This window comes from Streptomyces sp. ITFR-21 (genome assembly GCF_031844685.1).
GTDB lineage: Bacteria > Actinomycetota > Actinomycetes > Streptomycetales > Streptomycetaceae > Actinacidiphila.
Genome location: NZ_CP134605.1, coordinates 4,717,985 through 4,741,123 on the forward strand (window position 1 = coordinate 4,717,985; position 23,139 = coordinate 4,741,123).

A 23,139-nucleotide genomic window follows, 5' to 3' on the forward strand; every position below is an offset into this window, starting at 1 on the left:
CCATGATCGGTGGAGTAGTCGGCTACACCTACCAGGCCGAGAACCTGTGCCCGAGCTGCACGCTGAAAGCGATGCGAGCGAACGGCATCACGGTGCAGAAGGGCAAGTCCCACGAGGACGCGATTCGGCGCGCGGCGCAGAAGCTCGACGTCGACTTCGACGACGAGAGTTCCTACGACTCCGGTGACTTCCCGAAGGCCGTCACTGAGCAGATGTGCGAGACCGAGCTGAATGAGGTGCCGAACGGCGAGCAGGGCGTGAGGCACGCCATCTCGGACGAGCGGTGCACCGGCGACAAGTGCGGCAAGTGGCTGGTGCTCGGGGAAAAGTCGCCGACCGAGGCCGGACTGACCCGGTGGGTGCGCGATGAGTACGAGCTGCCCCAGGCCCTGGCCCGCGCGGTCGCCGGGAAGCTGCGCGAGTGGGGGCTGTCGCACTCGGAGTTCATCAGCGAGGACAACGTCCGCCAGGCGGCTGCGGAGTTCCCTCACGACTACGCCACCGTGCACGCCGTGGGGAATCCGCAGCGAGTCGAGCTGCTGCTGACGCCGGAAACCGACGACGACACCTGCTTCCACTGCGGGCAGCCCTGGGAGGGTCACGCCTTCATCTGCAACACCTGTCAGACGGAGGTGCCGGCGGTGAGCCTGCACCGGCATCCGATTGTCGCGAAGGGACAGCGCAAGCTCCCCCTGGCGGCGGCCCGATCGGATCGGTCGAGCAGATAAGCCCTGCCATATTCGTGGGCCTAGCCCGCCTCGGGCACTGATTTCTCAAATCAACGTGGTGGAAGGAGCTTTGGCATGCCCAGCATGCAGATCCGTGTCATTCAGCAGAGCGACCCGGACCCGGCCGATGAAAAGACCGGCTGGTACATGGTTGACGATTTCGACGAGAAGGACGCAGCAGCAATTCGCGTGGGCGAGCTGGAGCGGTACACGGTCGAGGTGATCAGCACCGACGACCAGGGCGTGGTAACCGTTCGCGGGGACTCCCTAAATCACGTCGCCATCCCCGGCTTGGCCGGGGTGTACACGCACCCGTGCTGCATCCACTACTCGGCGACCGAGATGATCCGGGCCGCCAAGGACGAGCTGACGGGTGCGGCCGGCCTGGAAGTCGGTGACCACGTCGTCCGTCCGGGCCAGCGACCCGGCGGCGCCGGCCGGCTCTTCGAGGTGCTCGCGGTCCCCAAGGACGACGAGGGATTCGGCCTCGGAACGGTCACCGTGCGCCAGCTCGACGCCATCGAAGGTACGGGTGAGCGCGAGTTGCTGGTGAGCGTCGTGTCCAAGGACATCCCGCCGCGTGTGCCGATCGAGGGCCGAGACCGTGGCGGGATCGGCGAGAGCTTCCGCAGGCGCGAGGGCGGCGGATTCCTGGTCTTCCACGGCGACTTCGCCGACCAGGTCGTCATGTCCCCGACCGCCCTCGGCGGTGCCCTGTGGGGCTGCCGGTCCATCGACGAGTTCGGCGACGACGCCTGGGAGTACGGCAGCAACCGGGACGACGCAGTCCGTGCCCACGGCCGGAAGTACCCGAACAGGGGCCTGACCAACTGACACACAGGCTGGCCATCGGGGTCAGCAGAAGAGGGGTATGGCATGAGCGAAACCGTCGGAGCTGAGGGATGGACGATCGTCCACCAGGCCCGCCAGAAGCACTACGACGACCGCTTCTACGGTCAGTTCCTCGGCACTCGCGAGGGTCGAATCGGCGGCGCCGAATGGGTCGTTGGCCGCCTCTACAACGGCAAGAGCGCGGACGACGGCTTCCGGGATGGGGAGTGGGCGTACTCCAGGCGCTTCCAGTCCCCGAACTCCACGGACAGCGCGGACGCCGCGCTGAAGGCATACGTCGAGATGTCGTACGACACCTTCGTGTGGGACCGCATCTTCGAGCAGCGGGCCGGCGAGGCGATCGACCGGCACCTGGCCGGCCCCGAGGTCGATGGTGCGCCGAAGCTGTCGGCCGGCTGGAGCGAGAGCGACGCCGGCCACCGCGTGCCGGCGGCCGGGTCCACCATCTCTCTCCCGTTCCACGAGGCGAAGTACTACCTGCTGCAATTCCTCCGCAGCACCGAGCTGGGCGCGAAGGCGCACCTAACACGTGGCATCACCCTCGACCGACACCAAGCCGTCGACCTGGTCACCAAGGCGACCGGCCCGGTGCGCTTCGAGTACGGCTACAACACCTACTGGCTCGCGGCCGAGGAGTCATGACCCGCAGCGTCTACGTCGGTCCCGAGTGGCCGGACGGCGGGCCCGAGCCGGAAGCGCAGAGTCATTTCTACTGCGCCAACGACGAATGCCCCAGCGCATACGGCAATGGACATGGACCTGTTCCCAACACCCGGAAATACAGGGTACCTGGCGGGTTCATCTGCGAGCTGTGCGCGGAAGCGCATGACAGCGAAATAGCCACCGAGGATGCAACCGCAACTCCCGCCGCATCCACGGAATTTCCTTAAGGAGCGCCATGCGCTGTTCCACTATCCAATCCACCATCGTCCCGGGCGACGAGCCGTGCGAGGGCACCGCAACGCACTTGCTGCTCGGCTCCCTCCGAAACGACGAGGGGGTCCGGGAGCCGTTCCGCGACCCGGTGTGCAAGCCCTGCGGCGAGTCCTTCGTACGTCGCCCCGCGCTCAAAGCCCGACTAGTTCCCCTGCACGTCCACGAGCCGGCGCAGAAGTTCCTCATCATCGAAGGTCACCGCCTGGTCGAGGACTCCGAGCACGGCCAGCGCTGCCACGACTGCGGGCGCACCGGAAGCATCGAACAGTTCAAGCTCTCGCTACTGCACGGCTGCCCGGCCCGGCCGGAGTCCGTCGACCACCTCGCGCTCACCGGCGACATCACCCGGGCGGAGAGGAACCAGCGGGCCTCGGAGTCGGCACGTCTCTGGTACCACGAGGCCGCCTATGTCCTCGGCATGGGGATCGAGGACTGGCGAGTGGTGCACAACCACCCGGTAACTGCGGCCCACTTCACCTTCCGCGACCGCGAGTACCGGCTGAAGTTCGACCTGGCGGGTTACCGGATGTTCGCGGAGAAGCTGGAGAACCGGGGCCGCCCCGCACCGGAACGGATCAACCCCGAACACCGCGAGGACTACACGCAGGTCGTTTTCCACTTCCACGACCTGATCAACAAGTACGAGAGCACGTACTTCGCCACCTACACCCCCGGCCGCGAGGACGTCATTCTCCACGCTCCCGAAGGTGCAATCAGCGCGGTGCTCCGCATAGAGCTGGACGGCACCGGCACACGTGAATGGCGTCTGGGCGTCGTGACCGACGCCGTATGCGACACCTTCGGCTCCATCGCCGACCTCACCTTCCAGACCCGCATCTACGAGTAGGAGAACAAGGGATGCAACCGCAATTCGAGTTCGAGCCCACCGACCCGGCCGACGAGACGTGCCACAAGTTCCGCGTCTCCCTCAAGAGCACCGGCGAAGTGCTCGGCGTCACCTACCTGACCAAGGGAGCGGGCTGGGTCACGGAGCACGCCGGCCTCACCGGCAAGCAGGGCGCGGTCCACGGCTTCAAGACCCGATTGGTCGCCGCCGAGTTCCTGTACTGGTTCAAGGCGCCCGAGCAGTCCGACCGGACCAACCCCCGCGACGTCCTCCGGCCGCTCAGCCCCGACGTCCTGCCGAGGTACGGGGTGCTGCTCGCCCTCGTCCCCGTCGGCGACGGTGACTTCCTGGTCGACGCCAACACCCGTGGGGCCGGGACCGGCCTCGGGTACCTCCAGCGTCTCGACAACGGCGAGTACGACGTCCGGCTGGGAGCCATCAGCGTCGGCCGCGCCAAGACCCCGTGGGCCGGACTCCACGCGGTCGCGGCACTCCACACCACGGACGAGCGGTTCGTCCCCCTCCTCAAGGGGTTCACGCCCTGCGAGGACGACCGCCCCGTCACCCACCCCACCGTCCGCGCGCTGCTCCCCGAGCAGGACTGATGGCGAGCCGGCTGCGGAGGGCGCCGTACATCCACACGTGGACGGAAGAGGACGGCACCCGGCGCCAGCTCAAGATCCACTGGACGCGGGACGGCCGCACCGTGCAGTGGGACCCGCGCTTCCTCGGCGATCCCGAGCCGTGGTTCGACGGCAACCACGAGCTGAAAGACCCGGCCGGCTACGTCGGTGACGACGAACTGGTAACCCTCGGCGACCCGAACGACCCCGAATTCGGTCTGGTCGACCCCGATTTCGAGACGGACTACTGACCATGCTGCTGTCCCCGCCCGAGCGCACGATCCACCCGCGCTACGAAATCCGCACGCTGAAGCACGGGGACGACACCCCCCGCGAGATCGGCGTGTACGACGACAACCGTCAGACCTACGTCCGCACGATGCCGCTCGGCACGCCGGACCACGAGGTCCGCGACGTGGTCGCGGAGTTGGAGCGCACCCGTCGGCCCGCCACCGTCGTCTACTTCGCCCGACGCGCCACCAAGAAGGGCTGCGTGCTCCGCGAGATGGCTGTTGTCCAGGGCGACGTGATCGAGTTGAAGTACGGGTACCGCGTCGTCTTGGACAACGGGACGAACGAGCGCGTCATCCGGAGCCAGGAGCACGTGCATACCTTCTGGGGTACCACGGTGACGCACTTCGACCGGCGCTTCCACGATGCCGAGGGCGGCGCCATCACCCAGCAACGGGTGGATATCCAGGGCTGGACCGAGCCCCGGCATCAAGAGCTGTACTACCTGGTCCACAACGGCAGCACCGCGCCGTGGTTCGCCGATTTCGCCTTGCGCTACGGGCTGGCCGGCAAGCACTGGCAGTGGGACGAGACGGTCAAGGCCGGCAACGACTTCCGCCCCCTCAACGGGAACGGCGCGGCGCACTGGCTGCTCAAGCACTGGGACCGCGAGCACCCCGCGTTCGCCCGGTCGCTGTACGGCATCTAGAACTCGGATTCCGCAGGGAATTCTCATCTCATATATGTCGATAAGTCGAGGAGGAACCGAAGTGAGCCTGTCGGCATTCCGGCGCCGCATCAAGGTGGGCCAGCGTGTGACCGTGGTCAACAACCTGCACCCGAGGCTGTCGGGCGAGCGCACCGTGCACGCGGTGCAGACCCGGGGGATCAAGACCACGGCCGAAGGCGCCACGGACCCGTGGTTCGCGCGGTGGCCCAGCAAGGGGGAGTGGCGGATCGAGGGCGACACCCTGCACTACGTCAGCCCCAAGGACCCGGACAAGATCGACTTCTCTTACACCTTTGCCTTCGACGCCGAAGAGCAGGTAGAACCCGAAGCGACGGCTGACGCCGACTCCGAGCGCGAGCCGGAGAGCATCGTGACCAGCTACCGCGTCACCTGGGCGCAGAAGGGGAGCGACAAATCCCGCACTGAGGAGTGCGTCGTCGACTCCAACGACATGACCCGCTTCGGCGACCTGGAGCAGCGCAACGGCCTGCTGCGCAGGATGCTCGCCATCCGCCGCCTGCCTATCGGCCAGGCCGTGCCGGACGACATCGTCCTCCAGGACGTGATCCCGATCTGCAACTGCGGGCCCTACCCGGGCGAGGACTGCGCCTTCGCCGAGCACCGTGGTCAGCGGTTCTCCCTGCGCACGTCCAGCGACGCCGGGTTCGAGATCATCCACGACCAGCATGACGACACGACGCTTGGCGTCGTGCACAACACCCTCAGCGTCGACTTCCTGACCCTGGTCCGCGAGAAGTACGGGCACCAGTGACCAGCTCCGTCGAGTACGGGATCTTCACCCCCGAGGGCTGCATCGAAGCCTCGATGTGGTCCCCGGAGGAGGCCGAGAGGAGAGCGGGCGAGTACCGCGCCGAAGCAGTGGCCGAGGACGTCGAGGAGACGTACACGGTCCACGAGATGTGCGAGGACCACCGCGACGCAGAGCAGCCCAAGAACGGCTGCGAGGAGTGCGCGATGGAACTCGCCGCCGACGGCGATTAGTCCGGGACGCAGCAGAAACGGCGGCCTTCTTCGGGAGGTCGAAGGTGGCGGCCACCGGCGGTCGAAGGGATGACCGCGTGCGGTTTCAATGAAAGCCAGGTTCCGTGAATTCGGCGGCGCCTGGCTTTTGTTGTGCCCGTGCTCCCTACGCAAAGAACTGTTATGCCACCACCCGAATGGGTGACCTGTCCAAGTCGCGATCCACTCGTTGGGCACAGCACAGGAGTGCCACGAGACAGGCCCTCGCGCATTCAAGGAGGAGAAACAAGTGAGTGGACTGCTCAAGTGCGCGGGATGCAACTACCGCTGCATCGAACCCGGTGATGACGACAAGGGAGAGGACGGCTACTCCAGCCGGTATTGCGGCGACTGCATCGTGGACAAGGGCCTCCCGAGTCCCGAGGAGCAGAACTTCCTCACCCTCGTCGCCGGCTGGGAGACCGTCGCGGACGACGAGGGCTCCACGATCAGCACTGACTTGCTGCCCGTGGTCATCACCGTGGAGGCCACCACCGTCGCCGACGCCATCGAGATGGCCTCCGACCGGCTCCAGGCCCACTTCGGTACCAGCGTCGAGCAGCTCTACGCCGATGACATCGAGCGTGACGACTGGTTCGGCCTGAACGAGCGCGACGCATACCTCCGGCTGTGCGCCGTCTTCAAGGGCGCTCCGAGGCTGGTCAACGACGAGCAGCTCTTCACCGTCATCCGCTGAGCCGACCGCTTCCGTCCGCCCCTGCGGGGGCGTGGCGGTGGCCGGCCGGAACACAAACGCAACCCTCGCTGAAATGGGGAAACCGTCATGAAGAGCATCACCGAAGGCCGCAGCAGCGGGTGGCTCGTCGATCTGAGCCCGAAGGAATGCCAGGGCCTGATCGGCGCGACCGTCACCCTGTTCTGGAACCTCAAGGCGGCCACCGGCCTGCTGATCAAGGTCGAGGACGGCATCGCGCACCTCTTCCGGCCTGACGAGGGGACGGCGATCTCGTTCGAGGTCGCCGGCACCCGCTTCGAGCGCACCCCCGGCACCCCGCTGCGGCCGGCGCTGGCCCGCGCCGTCGTGCTCGACCGGGAGTGGTCCGAGACCGACGCGGCCCTCCGAGGCGACCACGACGTCATCACCGACCAGGAGACCTGGGACAGCGAGCGCGACGACTACGTGGAGCGCCTGCCGGACATCCACGGCGAGCTGCTCTGGGAGCTGCTCCGGCTGACCTTCCCGACCCCCAGAAAGGAAACGGTCTGACCATGTCCGACACCGAACCGACCCCGGCGCCGACTCCCGAGGGGGGAGCCGCGTCCAGACCGAAGAATCCGAGCCAGTACCACGGTCACCCGTATGTGTGGGCCTGGCTCGTCACCCTCGGAGCGACGGACCCCGGATACCTGGAGTCGACCTGCCGCCAGGCCGAGGAGGACGACGCCCCGAGCGACGCCGTCTACAAGTACCGCGAGACCTGGATCACCTTGGGCCAGGTGAGCAAGGCGGAGGACCGGGACCGCGTCCGCGCCTACGGCAACGCCCTGCTCGCGCAGGCCGCCAAGGCGACGCGGAGACGTGACGAGCAGCCCGAGACGGCCGCGCAGAAGGAGGCCGAAGAGTTCGAGTACGCGGTCACCTTCGAGGCCCGCTTCACCGGCGTGGTGAAGGCGAAGAGCATGCTGGAGGCGGCGCAGAAGCTCACTCCGGGAGAACACGCAGGACCCTCCGGGTACGTGGTCCTCGAACTCCAGGGGGAGCACGGCGTCGTGTGGCACGCGGCATTCGACGGCACCCGAGGCAAGGTCGTGACCACGACTGACCCCCGACTGGAGCGGCCGGCCTCGCCCCCGACTCCGACCGGCCCCGTCGTCGAGCAGCCTGTCCAATCCGCCGAGCCGCCCGAGTAAGAGCACGACCACCACCGCAGGAGCCCGGCTCCTGCGCCGGAGCCGGGCTCTTTCTATCCCCGCTGTCACAACCCGATGGAAAGATGCCCACATGACCGAGACCACCGAAAACGACCGCGTTCCGTTCCTGCCGGAAGTCAATCCGCAGTTCCCGTTGCTGTACGTCGTCATCGCGGCGCACCTGGGGATCTACCGGTTCAAGGAGAGGGACCGTGCCGAGAACCTGCGCCGGGTGAAGAAGGTTTTCCAGACGTACGGCGACCTCGGCATCCCGCTGCTGACCAAGAACGGCGGCGAACCCTTCACGGCCGAGGACATCACGGACGAGATGATCGCCCGGCATGACGGACTGGTCACCGGCGAGCAGGAGTGGGATGTCGAGACGTTCGAAGACCACCTGCTGAACATCGTCTCCAACCACACCGGCGTGCCGCGCATCAGTTACCTGCGGATCATCCGGCAGGGTCCGATCAATCTCGGCCGGCCGAGCGAGATCCACCAGGAGGTCAACGACCGCCACAGGTCCGAGGTGCGCCGCGTCGAGGTCTACGCCGACGGGCGGCATCTGTGGCGCCAGGACGGCGAGTTCGGGGAGGGCACGGCCGAGGAGGAGTTCACGGAATCCGAGACCGTCTGGCCGCTGTCCGTCCTCAACCAGCGTGACGGCCAGAGCGCGGAGACGACCACGGCCGATGAGTTCGAACGGCTGTGGGAACGGGCCACCAGCGAGGAGTGCGGCTGGCCGCAGAAGTTCAAGGCCGAGCCCGTAGTGACCGACCTGGAGGACGCGGAGGTCGTCACCTGCTCCCGCACGAAGGAAGAGGGTTCGGCGTTCTGTGCGGAGCACGGGGAGATGGCCCGGCGCGTCTTCCCGGCGCTCTTCCCCACTGCCTGAACCGCCCAGCCGGCCACGGACACCACCGCAACGTGAACAGCGCACCCAGGTCGCGAGACACTGGGGGCACACGTCGAGCGGACACCGTGGCCGGCTGACGCTTCTGCTGCCTCCTTCGCCGGCCCATCCGTCCTACGGTGGCGGGTGGGCCGGAGTGGGATGCTGCCGAAAGTGCGGTAACCGGCCGATGCCGACGAAACGACCCCAACGACATAGGAGAGCGAAGTGGCTCCCGGCTCGGGCTACCGCATGAAGTACGTCGATGCCGACATGAAAGAACAGGCGATCAGAGAGCGGTCAATCAGTCGGCTTGCGCATGTCGAAGAACATGCTGGCGAGGATGGCCTGGGCCGCTTCGAGATCCGCAAGGCCACCGGCGAACTGTGGGACGCCCACGAGGTTCGAGCACTCCAGGAGCGGGGCCTGTGGGACGTCGAGTGGCTCGAAGCCGAGGACGAAAAACACGAAGGCGGCTGGCGGATTCTCGGCCTGACAGAGGTCGGACGCAACGTGCTGAAGAAATGGCGAGACCGCGAGACCGCGTGAAAATATATGTGTGAAACGGTCTAAAAAATCGGCATCGCTACGAAAAAAGCGAGCAGCACGAACGCCTGTCGGTGCCGCCACCGGGAGCTGCGATCGGAGCTGGCCGTGTGCCCTCCCGGCGATGCCGGGCCCGTTGCGGTGGGGCGCGTACGGAGCCACGGGGGGCAGGGTCAGACTCGCTGCCTCCTCGTACGGCACTTGCATGATCGTTTAGGATCGACCTCGTGCGGTCACGCAACCCCCAAGGCTTTGACGTCGAAAAAATGGTTATGCCGTCGCCCGAATGGGTGACGGAGGCAACCTAAGACGCTTGGATGCACTCCGCGTTTCACATAAAAGCGACCATCGGTGTGAGACGGCGCACGCCCCTGGGGGCATATGCGCGCTCGTGCGCCCAGCGAGTGTTTAACGCCTGATTGCCACATACCAGAGAAAATACCGGCCAACGCAGGGATTCTCTCAGCCTTGGCCGCTACAGTGCGGCCCCGGGTAGTAATTTCGCAACGCCTTGGAGGACAAGACATGGCGCAGAAGGTCCGGGTCCGACTCGTCGACGATCTGGATGGGAGCGAAGCCCACGAGACGGTGACCTTCGCGCTCGACGGCAAGCCGAGGGAAATCGAACTCTCTCACGAAAACGCAGCCAGGTTTCGTCGCCTCCTCGACCCATTCATGGAGGCAAGCCGTCCCGCCAAGTCCACGAACCTCGCAGCCAAGGGAACGCCTCCAGTCACCCAGGCCGCGCTCCGCGAGGAGGGCATCCGCATCCGAGAATGGGCAGATCGGCACCACCTACCCATCAACCCTCTCGGACGCATCCCTCAAAAGACCCGCAAAGCCTGGGAGCAGCACGTCAAGCACGGCGACCGGAGTCTGCTCGACTCGCTGCTTGAACGGGCCGGCATCGACCCAAACGCTGCCTCTACGACCGAACCACGCAAAGTCGTCAGCATCCGGCAAGGCACAGCCACAACCGAAGACCACCTCGAACGCCAAGCCCGCGCCGTCGGCAAACTGTCGGAACCCCAGTGCAAGCGCCTGCGAGAGACCTGCGCCGGGGACGGAACAGCAACTGCCGCCGACCCCACAGACCGGAGCAGCTACGAAGCACTCCGCCGCCGTGGCTGCATGGATCTAACGGCCGAAGGCACCTACGTCGTCACAGACGTGGGACGAACCTGGCTCCGCCTCAACAAAGAGCCTCTATCAGCCTGACGCGTCGCCCTCGGTCTCGCAGCCCGCCCCTGCTGCGAGGCTCTGCCCACCTCCCAAACCAACCCACCCGCTGGAGCAAGACCAACAGCGGACGCACACAGGGCCCCGCCAACCAAGCGGGGCCTTTTGCATGCCCACACATAGAAAGAGCCCGCCATGAAGAAGACCGTCATCACCCTCGTCGACGACCTCGACCCCACCGGCCAGACCGAAGCCGTCGAGACCGTGCAATTCGCCCTGGACGGAGTCACCTACGAGATCGACCTCAGCGCCGACAACGCCCACGTGCTCCGCGCCCGACTCAAGGAGTTCCGCCAAGCCGCCCGCGTCACGGCCAAGACGCGGACCACCAGGCCCCGCCCCATGGAAACCGACGCCGGCCCCGGGGCCACCCTCAGCCGCCACCAGAACGGTGTCGACCCCGCCGAGGCACGAGCCTGGGCCATCTCGCACGGCCTCATTCCCGAGAACCAGCGCGGAGTACTGGCCAAGAAATACAAGGACGCCTACAGCGCCTTCCAGCGCGGTGACGGCGGCCCGCTCAACGAACTCCTCCGCATCCCGCACCAGAGCGAAGAGGGCGACAAGGACTGGGACCCGGACGGCGACACGCCCGTCAAGCAGCTCGACCACTCCAAGGCCGTGAACGCCGCCACGCGCTCCGAGACCAAGGCCGCCGAGACGGCCGGAGAGACCGACGCCGCCGAGGCCGAAGCCCGCAGGCACTACCGGCCGATCACCCCCAGCGCCCGCATGGCCGACCCGAAGAAGTGGCAGCGCCGCACCGGGTACGGCAACACCCGTACCGACAAGATCGCCGAGTGGACGCTGACGGAACGCATCGCGGCCCTCAGCGACCAGAACCTCGGAATTCTCGGCCAGCTCGCTGGCGTGCTGCCCCTGGCCCGAGGGAACAAGGTCAGCTACCTCAAGACCAGCGACACCCGCCTGGAGAACATGGAGTTCATCGAGCAGGACCCCAACAGCCCGCACGGCTGGACCATCACGCCCTTCGGCCGCCACGCCTACGCGGTGCGGACCAGCAAGGCCGCATGACCGTCGTTCTCACCGGACAGTATGAACGTGTGGTGAAGCCCGTAGCGAGCAACGCTGCGGGCCACCCACCAAGCCCGTGATATTCACCCATTCGAGTGGCAGCTAAACATTTCTCACAGGTGCGTTCCAGCCAGGCAACTTTGGCCGCTAGTTTAGCCAGAACGAAATTGGATCGCCCCTAGGAGTGACCGGTGCAAGACAAGCTCGTCACCGACGAAGAGGTCTACACATTCGTCGAGACGATCCCGCGCACACTCGCAGACTGCCTCAGCAAGGGCCACCACTGGGTGGCCTACGACTGGCACGGATGGAACGCCAAGGGCCACGAAGTCCGCAACCCCCGCAACGCCGTGGCCATCGACAAGACCCAGCGATGCGACCGATGCGACATGCTCCGCCACACCACCCTCACAGTGGGCAGGCGAGGCCCCATCGACCGTACAGAATTCACCTACTCTCACCGCCACCCCGCGCTCGTCAGCCCCGTCGGCGTCAGCCAGACCGGAATCAGCGTCCGCCGCGAAGTCGGCATGAACCAGCTCTGGGGAGAAATCGTCGACGCGCCCACCCCCCTCCGCAGCAGTCAGGAGACCAAGGAAAAGTCGGCCCGGGGCGCCGCCTGATGGCCCGAGAACTCATCAACGTCACGAGCTGCGACTGGCACGCAGCTCTCCCCGACGCGGAAACGCCCACACCGGCCGGCCACGAGAGAACGCTGGAAAACGGAAAACAAGTCGACCTCTGCGGCTTCTGCGCCTGGCTGTTCGACTTCTACTACCCCCGTAGGGAGAGCGTCCTCGCGCTGCTTCAACCGGGTGTCCTCGACAGCTTCTTCCGCGCCGCCCGGGACACGAGTCCCCCACGTCGAGTGCCCGCACAGCTTGCCCTCCCCCCAGCCGGAAGACCCGCACTGGAGCCCGCACCCCTGACGGAACCCGAGGCAATCACCAGCATCCGAAACAAGCCCAGCAACGGAGACTGGAAAGACGACGTCGTACAGGTCAAGTGCCCCCTCCCGCACCGCGCCGACAAGCCCACTGGCTACTGGGTAGACATCCGGAACCGCACCGGCCACGCCCACAGCCACAAGAAGCCCGACGGCAGCCGCTACGAAGGCCCCGACATCGCCTTCGAACTCCAGCCAGAAGAGCGGTTCACTCACTACTGCACCCTGCACCAGACGTGCGCAGAGCACGGCGGGTACGGCTTCCTCAGCGAAGCCTCCCGCGCCTCCCACATCCACAAAGCAGGCGCCTGGCAACCCTCCAGCCAGGAAGCCAAGGACGCAGCAGAAACCCGCCTCCACGCACACAGCGCATAACCTCAGCGACAGGAAGAAGCCCCCGCTCGGCGTAGCCACGCGCCCCGGGGGCTTCCCGGCGTTACAGGCTCTAACTGGTACGACGCCCTGATCCCAGCGTCGCGGGAATAATCACTGCATCCTCACGAACCGGACGGTGCCGACGGACGTTCTCCAGGAGTGCACTCACCACCCGCGAATCGCCCACAGCAGCCTCGAACACCTCCGGCTCCAATGCTTCCGGAGCCCCTCCGTGCCACAGCGCCAGGTTCAACCGCCGCATTGCCTCAAGGTCATCGAGGTGTCCGCCCTCGGGCTCGCACCCCCATGGGCAAGCCAAGGCCGCGAAGACACCCCAAAGACGGCAGATCATCGGCCGCCCCTGATATACGCGGCAGCGGTGCGTCGTCAGGTCCAGAGCGGCACAGACCGTCGCCAGCGTCGGCTGGAGATTTCGGCCGGCCAAGTCGTAGCCAGCCTTCCGGGCCCGCTCCATTTCGACCGGGCTCGCAGGAAGTTTGCCACCGCAAGCAGACCAGCATTTTCCCTGGCATTGCAGCGCGGGAAGTTCGGCGTACACCCTCTCCAGGGCCGCCAGATTGGGCTTCCTGACCGGGGTATTCGCCAGCCGGAGCACCGCACCCAACAGTTCCTCACCGTCCATGCTCAGCACCCTAGGTGAGCGTCTGTCAGGGTGGTGCCAAGCTCACCCGTTCGGGTGGTGGTGTCCACATCTGCGAGGCTATGATCACGACGCATGACGCACCTGAAGGTGGTACCAAGACAACACGCTCACCTCGCCGCTGACCACATGTCGGCGGACGACATCCTGCGCTATCAGATGACGGCCCGACAGGTCGAGCGGATGCTTCCCTCGGGGTCGGTGACGACCACTCTCACCCCCGCGCAGCTCGACTACCTCGCGGCCAAGCTCGGCGACGACGAGAGCCCCGTCGCGAGGGGTCTACGAGCGCTCCTGGACCTCGACGAGCGCCTCGACACGGCAAACCCGCAGGTCAGCGCCTCATCGTGATACTCGTGTTGACGAGCACTCCATGTTCGTCAAGTACGCGCGCGGTTTCGTCGTGCTGCCCGGCGGCTTCGGCACTCTCGACGAGCTCTTCGAGGCGCTCACCCTCGTCCAGACGAAGAAGGTCACCCGCTTCCCGATCGTGCTGTTCGGCACCGGGTACTGGGGCGGCCTGGCCTCCTGGATCCGCTCCACCCTCGTCGCCGAGGGCAAGGCGTCCGCCGCCGACCTGGAGCTCTTCCACATCACCGACGACGTGGACGAGGCGGTGGCCCTGGTGACGAAGGAGACCGCCTAGGCGGGCACGGCGGGCGGCGCCGCCCGCCCCCGGACGCCGCCGCCTCCTCCTCCCTCTCCGGCCTCGCAGCCGCACGCACCGGACCCCGCTCCTCGACCCGCGCGGCTCCACGCGGCGGGCCCTAGGCCAGGCCGCGGCGGGCGACCGCCGGCGGGCGGTCGCCCGCGATGGACGCCACCATGTCCAGCACCTGGCGGGTCTCGGCGACCTCGTGCACGCGGTAGACCCGCGCCCCCAGCCACGCCGAGACCGCCGTCGCGGCGAGCGTCCCGACCAGCCGTTCCTTGACCGGCCGGTCGAGCGTCTCGCCCACGAAGTCCTTGTTGGACAGCGACACCAGCACCGGCCACCCGGTCGCGGTCATCTCCGGCAGCCGCCGGGTCGCCTCCAGGGAGTGCCGGGTGTTCTTGCCGAAGTCGTGCCCGGGGTCGATCAGCACCGCGTCCCTGCGCACCCCGAGCCGCACCGCCCGCTCGGCGAGGGCGCAGGTGGCCCGCACGATGTCGGCCATCACGTCGGCGTACGCCACCCGGTGCGGCCGGGTCCGCGGCCGGGCGCCGCCGGTGTGCGTGCACACCAGGCCCACCCCGTGCCGGGCGGCGGTCTCCGCGAGCCGGGGGTCCACCCCGCCCCACGCGTCGTTCAGCAGGTCCGCGCCCGCCTCGCAGACCGCCTCGCCGACCTCATGCCGCCAGGTGTCCACGCTGATCACCACGCCGGGGTGGCGGCGCCGCACCTCGGCGACGAAGGCGGCCGTCCGGCGGATCTCCTCGGCCGCCGAGACCTCCGCGCCGGGACCGGCCTTCACCCCGCCGACGTCGATGATCGCGGCGCCCTCGGCGACCGCGTGCGCGACGCGTTCCAGCGCCGGTTCGTCGGTGAACGTGGCCCCTTGGTCGTAGAACGAGTCCGGGGTACGGTTGACGATCGCCATGATCACCGGCTCCCGCTCGCCGAATTCCCGGGTGCCCAACCGAAGTGCCACTGCCGCTCCTCATCTCAGACTCATGCGATCGTGGCACGATCGTGCCTGACACGGAGGACCGGCCCCACGCGCGGCGGGTCCTGAGGCCGCACTCACGGGAGATCGACTTGTTCTGGTTCATGCTCATCGCGCTCGTCGTGGTGGTCGCCGCGGTGGCAATGGCCGTACTCGGCGACGGCGGTGCGCTTAAGGACGCCGATCCCGACCGGCTGCAGGACCGGCTGCCGCCGGACCGGCCGCTGCTGCGCTCGGACATCGACGCGGTACGGCTGCCGGTCGCGGTCCGCGGCTACCGGATGCTCGACGTCGACGAGGTGCTGGACCGGCTCGGCGCGGAACTGGCCGAGCGGGACGCCAGGATCGCCGAGCTGGAGACCTCGCTGGCCGGGGTGCAGGCCGTCGGGCAGGCGCACGGCGCCACCCTGCTCAAGGAGGACCCGGCGCCCGCGCCGAGCGCGCCCGCCGACCCCGACCGCGCCGACCGCGCCGACGGGTACGGTCCGGCCGGCCTCGACGACCGCGACGGCACCGCCGGTGAGTGAGCCGGGCGGGATCGTCGTCGGCGAGGACGGCCTGCCGCGCTGCCCCTGGGGGCTGTCCACGCCCGACTACGTGGCCTACCACGACCAGGAGTGGGGCCGCCCGGTGCACGGCGACGACGCGCTCTTCGAACGGGTCTGCCTGGAGGCGTTCCAGTCCGGCCTGTCCTGGATCACCATCCTGCGCCGCCGGGAGGGCTTCCGGGCCGCCTTCGACGACTTCCGGATCGACGCGGTGGCCGCCTTCACCGGCGCGGACCAGGCCCGGCTGCTCGCCGACGCCGGCATCATCCGCAACCGTGCGAAGATCGCGGCGGCGATCGACAACGCGATCGCCGCCCGGGAGGTCCGCGAGTCCTACGAGGGCGGTCTCGACGGCCTGATCTGGTCCTACGCGCCGGACCCGGCCACCCGCCCGGCACCGGTGACCGCCGCCGAGGTGCCCGCCACCACCGCGGAGTCGCTGGCGCTGGCCAAGGACCTCAAGAAGCGCGGCTTCCGGTTCGTCGGCCCCACCACGGCCTACGCGCTGATGCAGGCGTGCGGCCTGGTCAACGACCACCTGGCGGGTTGCAGCAATCGGTAGCGCGTCCGCGCGGGCACCCCGCGGCGCGGAGCCGGCCGCCGGGGCGCCGCCGGCCGGATCCCGGCCGGCGGCGTTCCGTCAGCGGCCCTCGAAGACCGGATCCTGTTTGGCCACGAACGCGGACACCGCCGCGCGGTGGTCCCGGGAGGCGCCCGCGCGGGCCTGGAGGGCGTCCTCCTTGGCCAGCGACTCCGGCAGCGAGTGGTCCGCGCCGAAGGCCAGCGCCTCCTTGAGGGCCGCGTAGGCGACGGTCGGCCCCGCGGCCAGTTGCCGGGCCACCGCGAGCGCCTCGGCGGGCAGGTCGGCGGCCGGCACCACCCGGTGCACCAGGCCGATCGCCAGCGCCTCGGCGGCGGGCACCGAGCGCGGGAAGAGCAGCAGGTCCGCCGCCCGGCCGTGCCCGACGAGCCGGGGGAGCGTCCAGGACATGCCGGAGTCGGCGCCGAGGGCGACCCCGGCGAAGGCGGTGGTGAAGGACGCGGTGTCGGCCGCCACCCGGTAGTCCGCCGCGAAGGCGAAGCCCGCGCCGGCGCCCGCGGCCACCCCGTTGACCCCGGCCACCACCGGCTTCGGCATGGTGGCGATGGCGGTCGCGATCGGGTTGTAGTGCTCGGCGACCGTCGTCAGCCCGCCGCCCGCGGCCAGGGTCCCCACGTGCTCCTTGAGGTCCTGCCCGACGCAGAAGGCGCGCCCGGCGGCGGTCAGCAGCACCGCCCGGACGGCCTGGTCCGCCCTCGCCGCGAGCAGGGCGTCCCGCAACGCGTTCTTGGTGTGCGTGTCAAGCGCGTTCATCGCCTCCGGACGGTTCAGCGTGACGGTCGCCAGTCCGTCACCCACCTCGTACAGCACGCTGTCGGCCATGCCAGAACCCCTTCGCCGCGGCAAGTGTCCCGGCCAGGATGCCGGAACCGGCCGCCGTCGCACACGCGGCGAACCGCAGAAGCGTCAGCCGGCGATCCGCTCGGCCGGCAGGCCGGGGACGACGGCCGGTATCCGCAGCGTCCTGGCACCCGCCGCTGCGGCGGGCCGCAGCGGGCGGGCCACCGGGCCGAGGTCGTGGTGGATGGGGCCGCCGCCGGCCGACAGGGGCAGGCCGCTGCCGCCGCGCCGGAACGCGATGATCTCCGCCGCCACCGCGACCGCCGTCTCCTCGGGTGTGCGGGCGCCCAGATCCAGGCCGATCGGGGAGCGCAGCCGGGCCAGTTCGGCCGTGCTGAGGCCGATCTCGCGGAGCCGGGCGAGCCGGTCGTGGTGGGTGCGGCGCGAGCCCATGGCGCCGACGTAGCCCGGCACCGTGCGCAGCGCCCGCTCCAGCAGCGGGACGTCGAACTTGGCGTCGTGGGTGAGGACGCAGACGACCGTACGGCTGTCGAGGTCGGCGGCCTGCGACTCCAGGTAGCGGTGCGGCCAGTCGACCACCACCTCGTCCGCGTCGGGGAAGCGCCGGGCGGTGGCGAAGACCGGCCGGGCGTCGCACACCGTCACCCGGTAGCCGAGGAACCGGCCGATCCGGGTCACCGCGGCGGCGAAATCGATGGCGCCGAAAACCAGCATCCGCGGCGGGGGCGCGTACGACTCGACGAAGACGCCGATCGCCGCCGGCCCCTCCGGTGGGCAGGGCCGGCCGTCGGGGGCGAAGGTGACGGTCCCGGTCCTGCCCAGTTCCAGCAGCGCGCGGGTTTCCGCGACGACCGCCCGCTCCAGGGCGCCGGGCACCGCGCCGGGCCCGGCGGGCGCCGGCAGCGTACCGGTGTGGGTGCCGGCGGTCACGGCGAGGACGCTGCCGAGCAGTGCGGCCGGGCCGGAGACGACCCGGGCCAGGGCGACCGGCCGGCCGGCGGACATCAGGGACAGCCCCTCGTCCCAGCCGGGGTCCTGCCCCGGCCGCACCGGCTGGACCAGCACGTCCAGCGTGCCGCCGCAGCTCAGGCCGACCGCGAAGGCGTCCTCGTCGCTGTAGCCGAACTGTTCGACGACCGGCCGGCCCGAGGAGATCGCCTCCTGGCACAGCTCGTAGACGGCCCCTTCGACGCAGCCGCCGGAGACGCTGCCCAGGGCTTCCCCGTCGGTGTCCACGGCCAGGGCCGCGCCGGGGTCGCGGGGCGCGCTCCCGGCGACGCGGATGACGGTGGCGACGGCGTACGGGCGGCCGGTCGCGTGGATCCCGGCCAACTGCGAGGCGATGTCGAGCACGGCGTTGCGTCCCCTTCCTCTTCCTCGGGTTCCTGGGGTTCCTGGGGTTCTGCGGGTCCTCGGGTGCCGCGGTGTCCACGTGTTCGGGGCGTGTTCTTCCTCTTGGCGATTGTCCTCGCGCCGGTCCTCGTCCGGGCGGTCCCGGTGTTCCCGGTGTTCCCGGTGTTCCCGGTGGTCCGGGTGCTCCCGGTGTCCGGCAGTGTCCGGCCCGGCGGGTCAGACGTGCCGGGGGGCGTCGCGCAGCAGGCCGAGCACCCGCTCCGGGTGCAGCGGCAGCGAGCCCACGTGGCCGCGCAGCTGGAGGGCGTCGCGGACCGCGTTGGCGATCGCGGCACCCACTCCCGCGGTGCCGCCCTCGCCGGCGCCGCGCACCCCGAGCGGGTTGCCAGGGGCGGGCGAGTCCTCGTAGACCGCCACCTGGATGTCCGGCAGGTCGGACAGCCGCGGCCACCGGTACTCGTTGAACGTGGTCGACAGCGGGATGCCGCGCTCGTCGTAGCGGAACTCCTCCAGCAGCGCCCCCCCGATGCCCTGCACCGCGCCGCCGTAGATCTGGCCGTGCACCATGCGGGGGTTGACGGCCTTGCCGATCTCGTAGCTGACGGCGTAGCGCAGCAGCCGGACCCGGCCGGTTTGCGGGTCCACCTCGGTGAGCGCGTAGTGCGCGCCGTACGGGTAGGTCATCGCGTCGGCGACATAGGTGCCGCGGCCGACCAGTCCCGGCTCCTCGCCGGTGCGTACGAACTGGGGGGTGAAGCAGACGGTGGCGATCCTCCCCAGCGGCACCCGCTGTTCCGGGTTCGCCGCGACGACCATCTCGCCGCCGCGGACCACCAGCTCGCCCGGCTCGACGCCGAGCAGGACCGCCGCGACCCGGCGCGCCTTGGCGATGACCGCCTCGGCGGCGAACTTGGCGGCGGTGCCGCCCACCACGGTGGTACGGCTGGCGAAGCTGCCCGCTCCGTCGGGGAGGATGTCGGTGTCGGACAGCACCACCTTGACGGTGTCCGGCGCGATGTCGAACTCCGCCGCGACGATCTGCGCCATCACCGTCTCCACGCCCTGGCCGGAGCCGGAGCCGCCCATCGCCACCCGGACCGCGCCGGTGACGCCGACGTCGACCACCGCGCTGTCGTGGCCGAGCCCGGCCTTCTCCAGGATGACCGCGCAGCCGGCGCCCACCAGCCGCCCGCTCTCCCGCGCGGCCCGCGCCTGCGCCCGCCACCGCTCGTACCCGAACTCCTCGCGGGACGTGTCGAAGTGGCCGAGGTGGTCGGAGCCGTCCAGCAGCATGGGCGCGCCGAAGATCTGCATGGGGCGCCGGAACGGCAGTTCGGTGTGGTCCAGCAGGTTGCGCCGACGCAGCTCGACCGGGTCGGCGCCGAGCCGGTCCGCCGCCACGTCCAGGACGTGTTCGCGGACGAAGTTGTGCTGGAAGCGGCCGGGGGCGCGGTAGGTGCCGATCGGCGTCTTGTTGGTGGTGACGATGTGGATCCGGCTGCGGCAGGCGGGCAGCCGGTACGGGCCGGAGATCATCGCCGCGGTGAGCGCGGCGACCACCGCGCCGTGGGTCCGCACGTACCCGCCGTTGTCGAGCCAGCCCTCGTCCCGCATGGCGAGCAGCCGGTGGTCCTCGTCGAACGCGAGCTCGAAGTGGTGCTGCTGCTCGCGGGCGTGGTTGGCGGCGATCATGTGCTCGGTCCGGTCCTCCGACCACTTCACCGGCCGCCGGGTGCGCAGTGCCAGCATCGGCACCAGCAGGTCCTCGGGGTAGAACTCGCCGCGGACCCCGAAGGAGCCGCCGGCGTCCGACTCCAGCATGTGGATGCGGTGCTCGGGCAGGTCGAGCATGCCCGCCAGCACCCGGCGGTTGAAGTAGGGGACCTTGGAGGCGCCCCACACCGTCAGCCGCTCGGTGCGGTCGTCGTACTCGGCCACCAGGCCGCGCGGCTCCAGCGGGGTGCCGCTGTGCCGGCCGACGGACAGGTCGGCGGACACGACGTGCGCCGCGGTGTCGAACAGCGCGTCCACGTCGCCGTAGCCGAACTCCACCACGCCCACCTCGGCCGGCGTGTCGGGCCGGCTGGCCAGCCGGGAGCCGGCCGCGGCGCGGGCGTCGAGCACCACCGGCAGCTCGTCGAACTCCAGGACCACCAGGTCCGCCGCGTCCTCGGCCAGGTACGGGTCCTCGGCGAGCACGGCGGCGACCGGCTCGCCCGCGTACCGGACGAAGCCGGTGGCCAGCGGGGGCTGGAGGTAGGGGGTGAAATCGATGCCGGGGTGCGGCTGCCGGACCGGGATGAGCGCGCGGCCGGGCAGGTCGGCGGCGGTGACGACGGCGACCACGCCCGGCAGCTGCTCGGCGGCCGAGGTGTCCACGTTCACGATCCGCGCGTGGGCGACCGGGGAGCGCACCACGCGGAGCCAGAGCTGGCCGGGCCGCACGGTGTCGTCGTGGAACCTGCCGCGTCCGCGCAGCAGCCGTTCGTCCTCCAGGCGGAGGACCGAGGTACCGATGGCGGTCATGGCGCGAGCGTCCCTTCTGCGGCCGATCTCGGTCGGGTGGCGGCGGTGCTGCCGCGGCGGGCGGGGGCGGCGGGCCGGTCCGGCTCGCGCCGGGGGCTTCGGTGCCCGGAGCGGTCCGGCGGGTTCACGCGCGCTCCCCGTCGGGCCCGTCCGACGGCACGGCGGCCGGCTCGGCCGCGGTGTCCCGGCGCGAGGCGGTGGCGTAGCGGCGCAGGCCGGCCGAGGTGGCGGCGGCGACCGCCTCGACCATCCCGCCGTAGCCCGTGCAGCGGCACAGGTTGGCCGACAGGCACTCGCGGATCTGCCGCTCGTCCGCCTCGGGTTCGCGGCGCAGCAGTTCGGTGCCGAGCATCAGGAACCCGGGGGTGCAGAAGCCGCACTGCAGGGCGCCGTGCTCGCGGAACGCCTGCTGGAGGACGTTCAGCTTGCCGTCGGGGGCCAGCGACTCCACGGTCTCCACCGTGCTGTTGTCGGCCTGTACGGCGAGCATCACGCAGGAGCGGACGGGGTCGCCGTCCACCAGCACCGTGCAGCTGCCGCAGGTGCCCAGGCCGCAGCCGACGGTGGTGCCGGTCAGGTTCAGCGAGCGGCGGAGCACGTCGGCCAGGCTCTGCCAGGGGGCGGCGTCGACGCTGTGCTGCTCGCCGTTGACGGTCAGCTGTAGGGGGACGGTCTCGGTTTCCGGTTGGGTGCTCATCGGGATGCCTCCTGAGAGGTCGTTCTCGCCAGGGCTGAGGTGGTGGCACGGCTGACGGAGTCGCGCAGTGACCTGAGCAGTACGGCGGCGGCCAGCTCCCGCCGGTACGCGCCGCTCGCCCAGGCGTCCGACGGCGGGTCGAGGGTGTCGGCGAGGCCGCGGGCGGCCGCGGCGAGCGGCTGTTCGCCGGACCCGCCGCCGACCAGGACCCGCTCCGCCTCGGCGAGCAGTACCGGCCGGTCGGCCACTCCGGACAGCGCGGCCCTGACCGCGGTGACGGAGCCGTCGGGCGCCAGCTCCACCTCGGTCGCGGCGGCGACCACCGGCAGGCTGCCGTCCTGCCAGCCGAACTCGGCCAGCGCGGCGCTCGGCGCGGGCCGCGGCAGCCGCACCCCGACGAGAATCTCGTCCCAGCCCAGGGCGGTCCGCCCGTCGCCGAGCAGGAAGTCGCCGATCGGGACGCCGCGCACGCCGTCCGGGCCGAGCGCGGTGATCTCCGCGCCGAGCAGGGTCGCCAGCAGACACCACTCGGCGCGGGGGTCGGCGTTGGCCAGGCTGCCGCCGAAGGTGCCCCTGACCCGCACCGGCAGGTGCGCGATCTGCCGGGCCGCCTCCGGCAGCACCTCGAATCCGCGCAGGTCGGGCCCGGTCGCCGTCTCGATCGCCCGGTGGGTGGTCGTCGCGCCGATGTGCAGGGCGTCACCGTCCCGGCGCAGCGACCGCAGTCCGTCCACCGAGCCGAGGTCCACCAGCGCGGTGGGCCGCTCCCGCCGCTGGTACATCAGCGGGAGCAGGCTCTGGCCGCCGGCGACCACGCGGGCCAGGGGGCCGTGCCGCCGCAGTTCCGCGACGGCCTCCTCGGCGGTGCGCGGCCGGGCGTACGCGAAGCGAACGGGCCTCATCGCTGCTCCCCTCAGGGCTTGTTGACCGGTTCGACGTGCAGGTCGGTGTGGCCGAGCTGCCGCATCAGGTCGACGATGTCGAAGTGGGCGGCCCGCTCGATCACCTGGTCGCCGCGGAACCGGTCGATGCCGATCGCGGTGAACGTCGCCTTGCGCCCGCTCGGCGGCAGGCCGCGGAACGGGCCCAGCTGGGTGCCGACGCACTCCACCCGGGTCACCACCAGGTCGCCCTCCGCGGTCTGCTCCTGGACCAGGTCGCTCATGTCCGGGAACGCGGCGCGGAAGGCCCGGACCCAGGTGCGCACCCCTTCCGGCCCGCGCAGGTCGAACTGCGGCCAGTAGAAGTCCGGGGCGAAGATCTCGTCGGCCAGCTCCAGCCGGTTGTTGGTGATGATCTCCTCGAACAGCAGCGCGATGCGCTGCTTGCGGACCTCCGGTGAACTGCCGGTCGGCACGACGATCCGGGTGTCTGCGGTGCTCATGGCACTCCTTGTGTGGGTCGGGGCCCGCACAGGCGGTGCCTGTGCGGGGA

29 protein-coding genes and 1 pseudogene are annotated in these 23,139 nt (G+C 69.8%); 22 read left to right on the top strand and 8 right to left on the bottom strand.

The genetic code is table 11. The features are described from left to right. Positions 1–2: 2 nt before the first annotated feature. The 18 genes from RLT57_RS21230 (at position 3) to RLT57_RS21315 (ending at position 12,872) form a co-directional block, all read left to right on the top strand. Positions 3–728: a hypothetical protein gene (locus RLT57_RS21230; RefSeq protein ID WP_311298869.1), complete on the top strand. Its 726-nt coding sequence runs from the start codon at positions 3–5 to the stop codon at positions 726–728. Positions 729–803: 75 nt separating this feature from the next. After that, on the top strand, positions 804–1,562 hold the full coding sequence (locus RLT57_RS21235; protein ID WP_311298870.1) for a hypothetical protein: 759 nt from the start codon (positions 804–806) through the stop codon (positions 1,560–1,562). A 42-nt stretch (positions 1,563–1,604) separates the two neighbouring features. Then, positions 1,605–2,222, top strand: a complete 618-nt coding sequence (locus RLT57_RS21240) for a hypothetical protein (protein WP_311298871.1) — start codon at positions 1,605–1,607, stop codon at positions 2,220–2,222. A 256-nt stretch (positions 2,223–2,478) separates the two neighbouring features. Then, positions 2,479–3,363, top strand: a complete 885-nt coding sequence (locus RLT57_RS21245) for a hypothetical protein (protein WP_311298872.1) — start codon at positions 2,479–2,481, stop codon at positions 3,361–3,363. 11 nt (positions 3,364–3,374) lie between these two features. Continuing rightward, entirely contained in the window at positions 3,375–3,968 is a 594-nt protein-coding gene (locus tag RLT57_RS21250; RefSeq protein WP_311298873.1) for a hypothetical protein, read from the top strand. Next, complete coding sequence (locus tag RLT57_RS21255; RefSeq protein ID WP_311298874.1) at positions 3,968–4,237, top strand: hypothetical protein; 270 nt, start codon at positions 3,968–3,970, stop codon at positions 4,235–4,237. The genes RLT57_RS21250 and RLT57_RS21255 overlap by 1 nt, the downstream gene beginning before the upstream one ends. 2 nt (positions 4,238–4,239) lie before the next feature. Then, a complete protein-coding gene (locus tag RLT57_RS21260; protein WP_311298875.1) occupies positions 4,240–4,926 on the top strand; it encodes a hypothetical protein in 687 nt (228 codons plus the stop codon). Between the two features lie 61 nt (positions 4,927–4,987). After that, positions 4,988–5,719 carry a hypothetical protein gene (locus tag RLT57_RS21265; RefSeq protein WP_311298876.1) on the top strand — a complete coding sequence of 244 codons (732 nt, stop codon included), beginning with the start codon at positions 4,988–4,990 and terminating at the stop codon, positions 5,717–5,719. Beyond that, positions 5,716–5,949 (top strand): hypothetical protein, encoded by a 234-nt coding sequence (locus RLT57_RS21270; RefSeq protein ID WP_311298877.1) that lies wholly within the window; start codon positions 5,716–5,718, stop codon positions 5,947–5,949. The genes RLT57_RS21265 and RLT57_RS21270 overlap by 4 nt, the downstream gene beginning before the upstream one ends. A 268-nt stretch (positions 5,950–6,217) precedes the next feature. Then, positions 6,218–6,664 (top strand): hypothetical protein, encoded by a 447-nt coding sequence (locus tag RLT57_RS21275; protein WP_311298878.1) that lies wholly within the window; start codon positions 6,218–6,220, stop codon positions 6,662–6,664. 87 nt (positions 6,665–6,751) lie between these two features. After that, on the top strand, positions 6,752–7,195 hold the full coding sequence (locus RLT57_RS21280) for a hypothetical protein (protein ID WP_311298879.1): 444 nt from the start codon (positions 6,752–6,754) through the stop codon (positions 7,193–7,195). A 2-nt stretch (positions 7,196–7,197) separates the two neighbouring features. Beyond that, positions 7,198–7,839, top strand: a complete 642-nt coding sequence (locus tag RLT57_RS21285; RefSeq protein ID WP_311298880.1) for a hypothetical protein — start codon at positions 7,198–7,200, stop codon at positions 7,837–7,839. A gap of 91 nt (positions 7,840–7,930) precedes the next feature. Continuing rightward, a complete protein-coding gene (locus tag RLT57_RS21290; RefSeq protein WP_311298881.1) occupies positions 7,931–8,734 on the top strand; it encodes a DUF6881 domain-containing protein in 804 nt (267 codons plus the stop codon). Positions 8,735–8,983: 249 nt separating this feature from the next. Then, positions 8,984–9,280, top strand: a complete 297-nt coding sequence (locus tag RLT57_RS21295; protein WP_311298882.1) for a hypothetical protein — start codon at positions 8,984–8,986, stop codon at positions 9,278–9,280. A 522-nt stretch (positions 9,281–9,802) separates the two neighbouring features. Continuing rightward, positions 9,803–10,495, top strand: coding sequence for a histone-like nucleoid-structuring protein Lsr2 (locus RLT57_RS21300; protein WP_311298883.1), 693 nt, complete (start codon positions 9,803–9,805; stop codon positions 10,493–10,495). A gap of 156 nt (positions 10,496–10,651) precedes the next feature. Continuing rightward, complete coding sequence (locus tag RLT57_RS21305; RefSeq protein ID WP_311298884.1) at positions 10,652–11,551, top strand: histone-like nucleoid-structuring protein Lsr2; 900 nt, start codon at positions 10,652–10,654, stop codon at positions 11,549–11,551. Between the two features lie 191 nt (positions 11,552–11,742). Next, positions 11,743–12,174: a hypothetical protein gene (locus RLT57_RS21310; protein WP_311298885.1), complete on the top strand. Its 432-nt coding sequence runs from the start codon at positions 11,743–11,745 to the stop codon at positions 12,172–12,174. Next, positions 12,174–12,872, top strand: coding sequence for a hypothetical protein (locus tag RLT57_RS21315; RefSeq protein ID WP_311298886.1), 699 nt, complete (start codon positions 12,174–12,176; stop codon positions 12,870–12,872). Before RLT57_RS21310 ends, RLT57_RS21315 begins: the two co-directional genes overlap by 1 nt. 70 nt (positions 12,873–12,942) lie before the next feature. Here the strand turns inward: RLT57_RS21315 and RLT57_RS21320 are convergent, their stop codons facing one another. Then, entirely contained in the window at positions 12,943–13,515 is a 573-nt protein-coding gene (locus RLT57_RS21320; protein WP_311298887.1) for a YkgJ family cysteine cluster protein, read from the bottom strand. A 108-nt stretch (positions 13,516–13,623) separates the two neighbouring features. On the opposite strand from RLT57_RS21320, the gene RLT57_RS21325 reads away from it, so the two are divergent. Both RLT57_RS21325 and RLT57_RS21330 read left to right on the top strand, forming a co-directional pair. Further along, positions 13,624–13,884: a hypothetical protein gene (locus tag RLT57_RS21325; protein WP_311298888.1), complete on the top strand. Its 261-nt coding sequence runs from the start codon at positions 13,624–13,626 to the stop codon at positions 13,882–13,884. Further along, positions 13,874–14,179: pseudogene (locus tag RLT57_RS21330) on the top strand (LOG family protein); the annotation flags it as partial. The gene RLT57_RS21325 and the pseudogene RLT57_RS21330, both read left to right, overlap by 11 nt. A 121-nt stretch (positions 14,180–14,300) precedes the next feature. On the opposite strand, the gene folP reads toward RLT57_RS21330, so the two are convergent. Then, complete coding sequence (gene folP / locus RLT57_RS21335) at positions 14,301–15,113, bottom strand: dihydropteroate synthase (RefSeq protein WP_311300789.1); 813 nt, start codon at positions 15,111–15,113, stop codon at positions 14,301–14,303. Between the two features lie 158 nt (positions 15,114–15,271). Between folP and RLT57_RS21340 the strand changes: the two genes are divergently transcribed. Next, complete coding sequence (locus RLT57_RS21340) at positions 15,272–15,706, top strand: DivIVA domain-containing protein (RefSeq protein ID WP_311300790.1); 435 nt, start codon at positions 15,272–15,274, stop codon at positions 15,704–15,706. Then, entirely contained in the window at positions 15,699–16,289 is a 591-nt protein-coding gene (locus RLT57_RS21345; RefSeq protein ID WP_311298889.1) for a DNA-3-methyladenine glycosylase I, read from the top strand. Before RLT57_RS21340 ends, RLT57_RS21345 begins: the two co-directional genes overlap by 8 nt. Before the next feature lie 78 nt (positions 16,290–16,367). Here RLT57_RS21345 and RLT57_RS21350 read toward each other — a convergent pair whose 3' ends face one another. The 6 genes from RLT57_RS21350 to RLT57_RS21375 form a co-directional block, all read right to left on the bottom strand. Continuing rightward, entirely contained in the window at positions 16,368–17,150 is a 783-nt protein-coding gene (locus RLT57_RS21350) for an enoyl-CoA hydratase/isomerase family protein (protein ID WP_311298890.1), read from the bottom strand. Positions 17,151–17,234: 84 nt separating this feature from the next. After that, a complete protein-coding gene (locus RLT57_RS21355) occupies positions 17,235–18,482 on the bottom strand; it encodes an XdhC/CoxI family protein (protein WP_311298891.1) in 1,248 nt (415 codons plus the stop codon). Positions 18,483–18,698: 216 nt separating this feature from the next. After that, a complete protein-coding gene (locus RLT57_RS21360) occupies positions 18,699–21,008 on the bottom strand; it encodes a xanthine dehydrogenase family protein molybdopterin-binding subunit (protein WP_311298892.1) in 2,310 nt (769 codons plus the stop codon). A 124-nt stretch (positions 21,009–21,132) separates the two neighbouring features. Continuing rightward, the gene (locus RLT57_RS21365; protein ID WP_311298893.1) at positions 21,133–21,705 is read right to left on the bottom strand and encodes a (2Fe-2S)-binding protein; all 573 of its coding nucleotides are present in this window, start codon (positions 21,703–21,705) and stop codon (positions 21,133–21,135) included. Beyond that, complete coding sequence (locus tag RLT57_RS21370; protein WP_311298894.1) at positions 21,702–22,607, bottom strand: FAD binding domain-containing protein; 906 nt, start codon at positions 22,605–22,607, stop codon at positions 21,702–21,704. The genes RLT57_RS21365 and RLT57_RS21370 overlap by 4 nt, the downstream gene beginning before the upstream one ends. Before the next feature lie 11 nt (positions 22,608–22,618). Next, positions 22,619–23,089, bottom strand: a complete 471-nt coding sequence (locus tag RLT57_RS21375; protein ID WP_311298895.1) for an ester cyclase — start codon at positions 23,087–23,089, stop codon at positions 22,619–22,621. Positions 23,090–23,139: the final 50 nt, after the last annotated feature.

Excerpts from the sequence above, each read along its gene's own strand:
- RLT57_RS21285 (WP_311298880.1), top strand. The coding sequence starts at position 7,198 with ATGTCCGACACCGAACCGACCCCGGCGCCGACTCCCGAGGGGGGAGCC.
- RLT57_RS21350 (WP_311298890.1), bottom strand. The coding sequence starts at position 17,150 with ATGGCCGACAGCGTGCTGTACGAGGTGGGTGACGGACTGGCGACCGTC.
- RLT57_RS21370 (WP_311298894.1), bottom strand. The coding sequence starts at position 22,607 with ATGAGGCCCGTTCGCTTCGCGTACGCCCGGCCGCGCACCGCCGAGGAG.
- RLT57_RS21290 (WP_311298881.1), top strand. The coding sequence starts at position 7,931 with ATGACCGAGACCACCGAAAACGACCGCGTTCCGTTCCTGCCGGAAGTC.
- RLT57_RS21250 (WP_311298873.1), top strand. The coding sequence starts at position 3,375 with ATGCAACCGCAATTCGAGTTCGAGCCCACCGACCCGGCCGACGAGACG.
- RLT57_RS21280 (WP_311298879.1), top strand. The coding sequence starts at position 6,752 with ATGAAGAGCATCACCGAAGGCCGCAGCAGCGGGTGGCTCGTCGATCTG.
- RLT57_RS21295 (WP_311298882.1), top strand. The coding sequence starts at position 8,984 with ATGAAGTACGTCGATGCCGACATGAAAGAACAGGCGATCAGAGAGCGG.
- RLT57_RS21230 (WP_311298869.1), top strand. The coding sequence starts at position 3 with ATGATCGGTGGAGTAGTCGGCTACACCTACCAGGCCGAGAACCTGTGC.
- RLT57_RS21300 (WP_311298883.1), top strand. The coding sequence starts at position 9,803 with ATGGCGCAGAAGGTCCGGGTCCGACTCGTCGACGATCTGGATGGGAGC.
- RLT57_RS21315 (WP_311298886.1), top strand. The coding sequence starts at position 12,174 with ATGGCCCGAGAACTCATCAACGTCACGAGCTGCGACTGGCACGCAGCT.
- RLT57_RS21375 (WP_311298895.1), bottom strand. The coding sequence starts at position 23,089 with ATGAGCACCGCAGACACCCGGATCGTCGTGCCGACCGGCAGTTCACCG.
- RLT57_RS21305 (WP_311298884.1), top strand. The coding sequence starts at position 10,652 with ATGAAGAAGACCGTCATCACCCTCGTCGACGACCTCGACCCCACCGGC.
- RLT57_RS21240 (WP_311298871.1), top strand. The coding sequence starts at position 1,605 with ATGAGCGAAACCGTCGGAGCTGAGGGATGGACGATCGTCCACCAGGCC.
- RLT57_RS21235 (WP_311298870.1), top strand. The coding sequence starts at position 804 with ATGCCCAGCATGCAGATCCGTGTCATTCAGCAGAGCGACCCGGACCCG.
- RLT57_RS21245 (WP_311298872.1), top strand. The coding sequence starts at position 2,479 with ATGCGCTGTTCCACTATCCAATCCACCATCGTCCCGGGCGACGAGCCG.
- RLT57_RS21365 (WP_311298893.1), bottom strand. The coding sequence starts at position 21,705 with ATGAGCACCCAACCGGAAACCGAGACCGTCCCCCTACAGCTGACCGTC.
- RLT57_RS21260 (WP_311298875.1), top strand. The coding sequence starts at position 4,240 with ATGCTGCTGTCCCCGCCCGAGCGCACGATCCACCCGCGCTACGAAATC.
- RLT57_RS21255 (WP_311298874.1), top strand. The coding sequence starts at position 3,968 with ATGGCGAGCCGGCTGCGGAGGGCGCCGTACATCCACACGTGGACGGAA.
- RLT57_RS21320 (WP_311298887.1), bottom strand. The coding sequence starts at position 13,515 with ATGGACGGTGAGGAACTGTTGGGTGCGGTGCTCCGGCTGGCGAATACC.
- folP (WP_311300789.1), bottom strand. The coding sequence starts at position 15,113 with ATGGCGATCGTCAACCGTACCCCGGACTCGTTCTACGACCAAGGGGCC.
- RLT57_RS21360 (WP_311298892.1), bottom strand. The coding sequence starts at position 21,008 with ATGACCGCCATCGGTACCTCGGTCCTCCGCCTGGAGGACGAACGGCTG.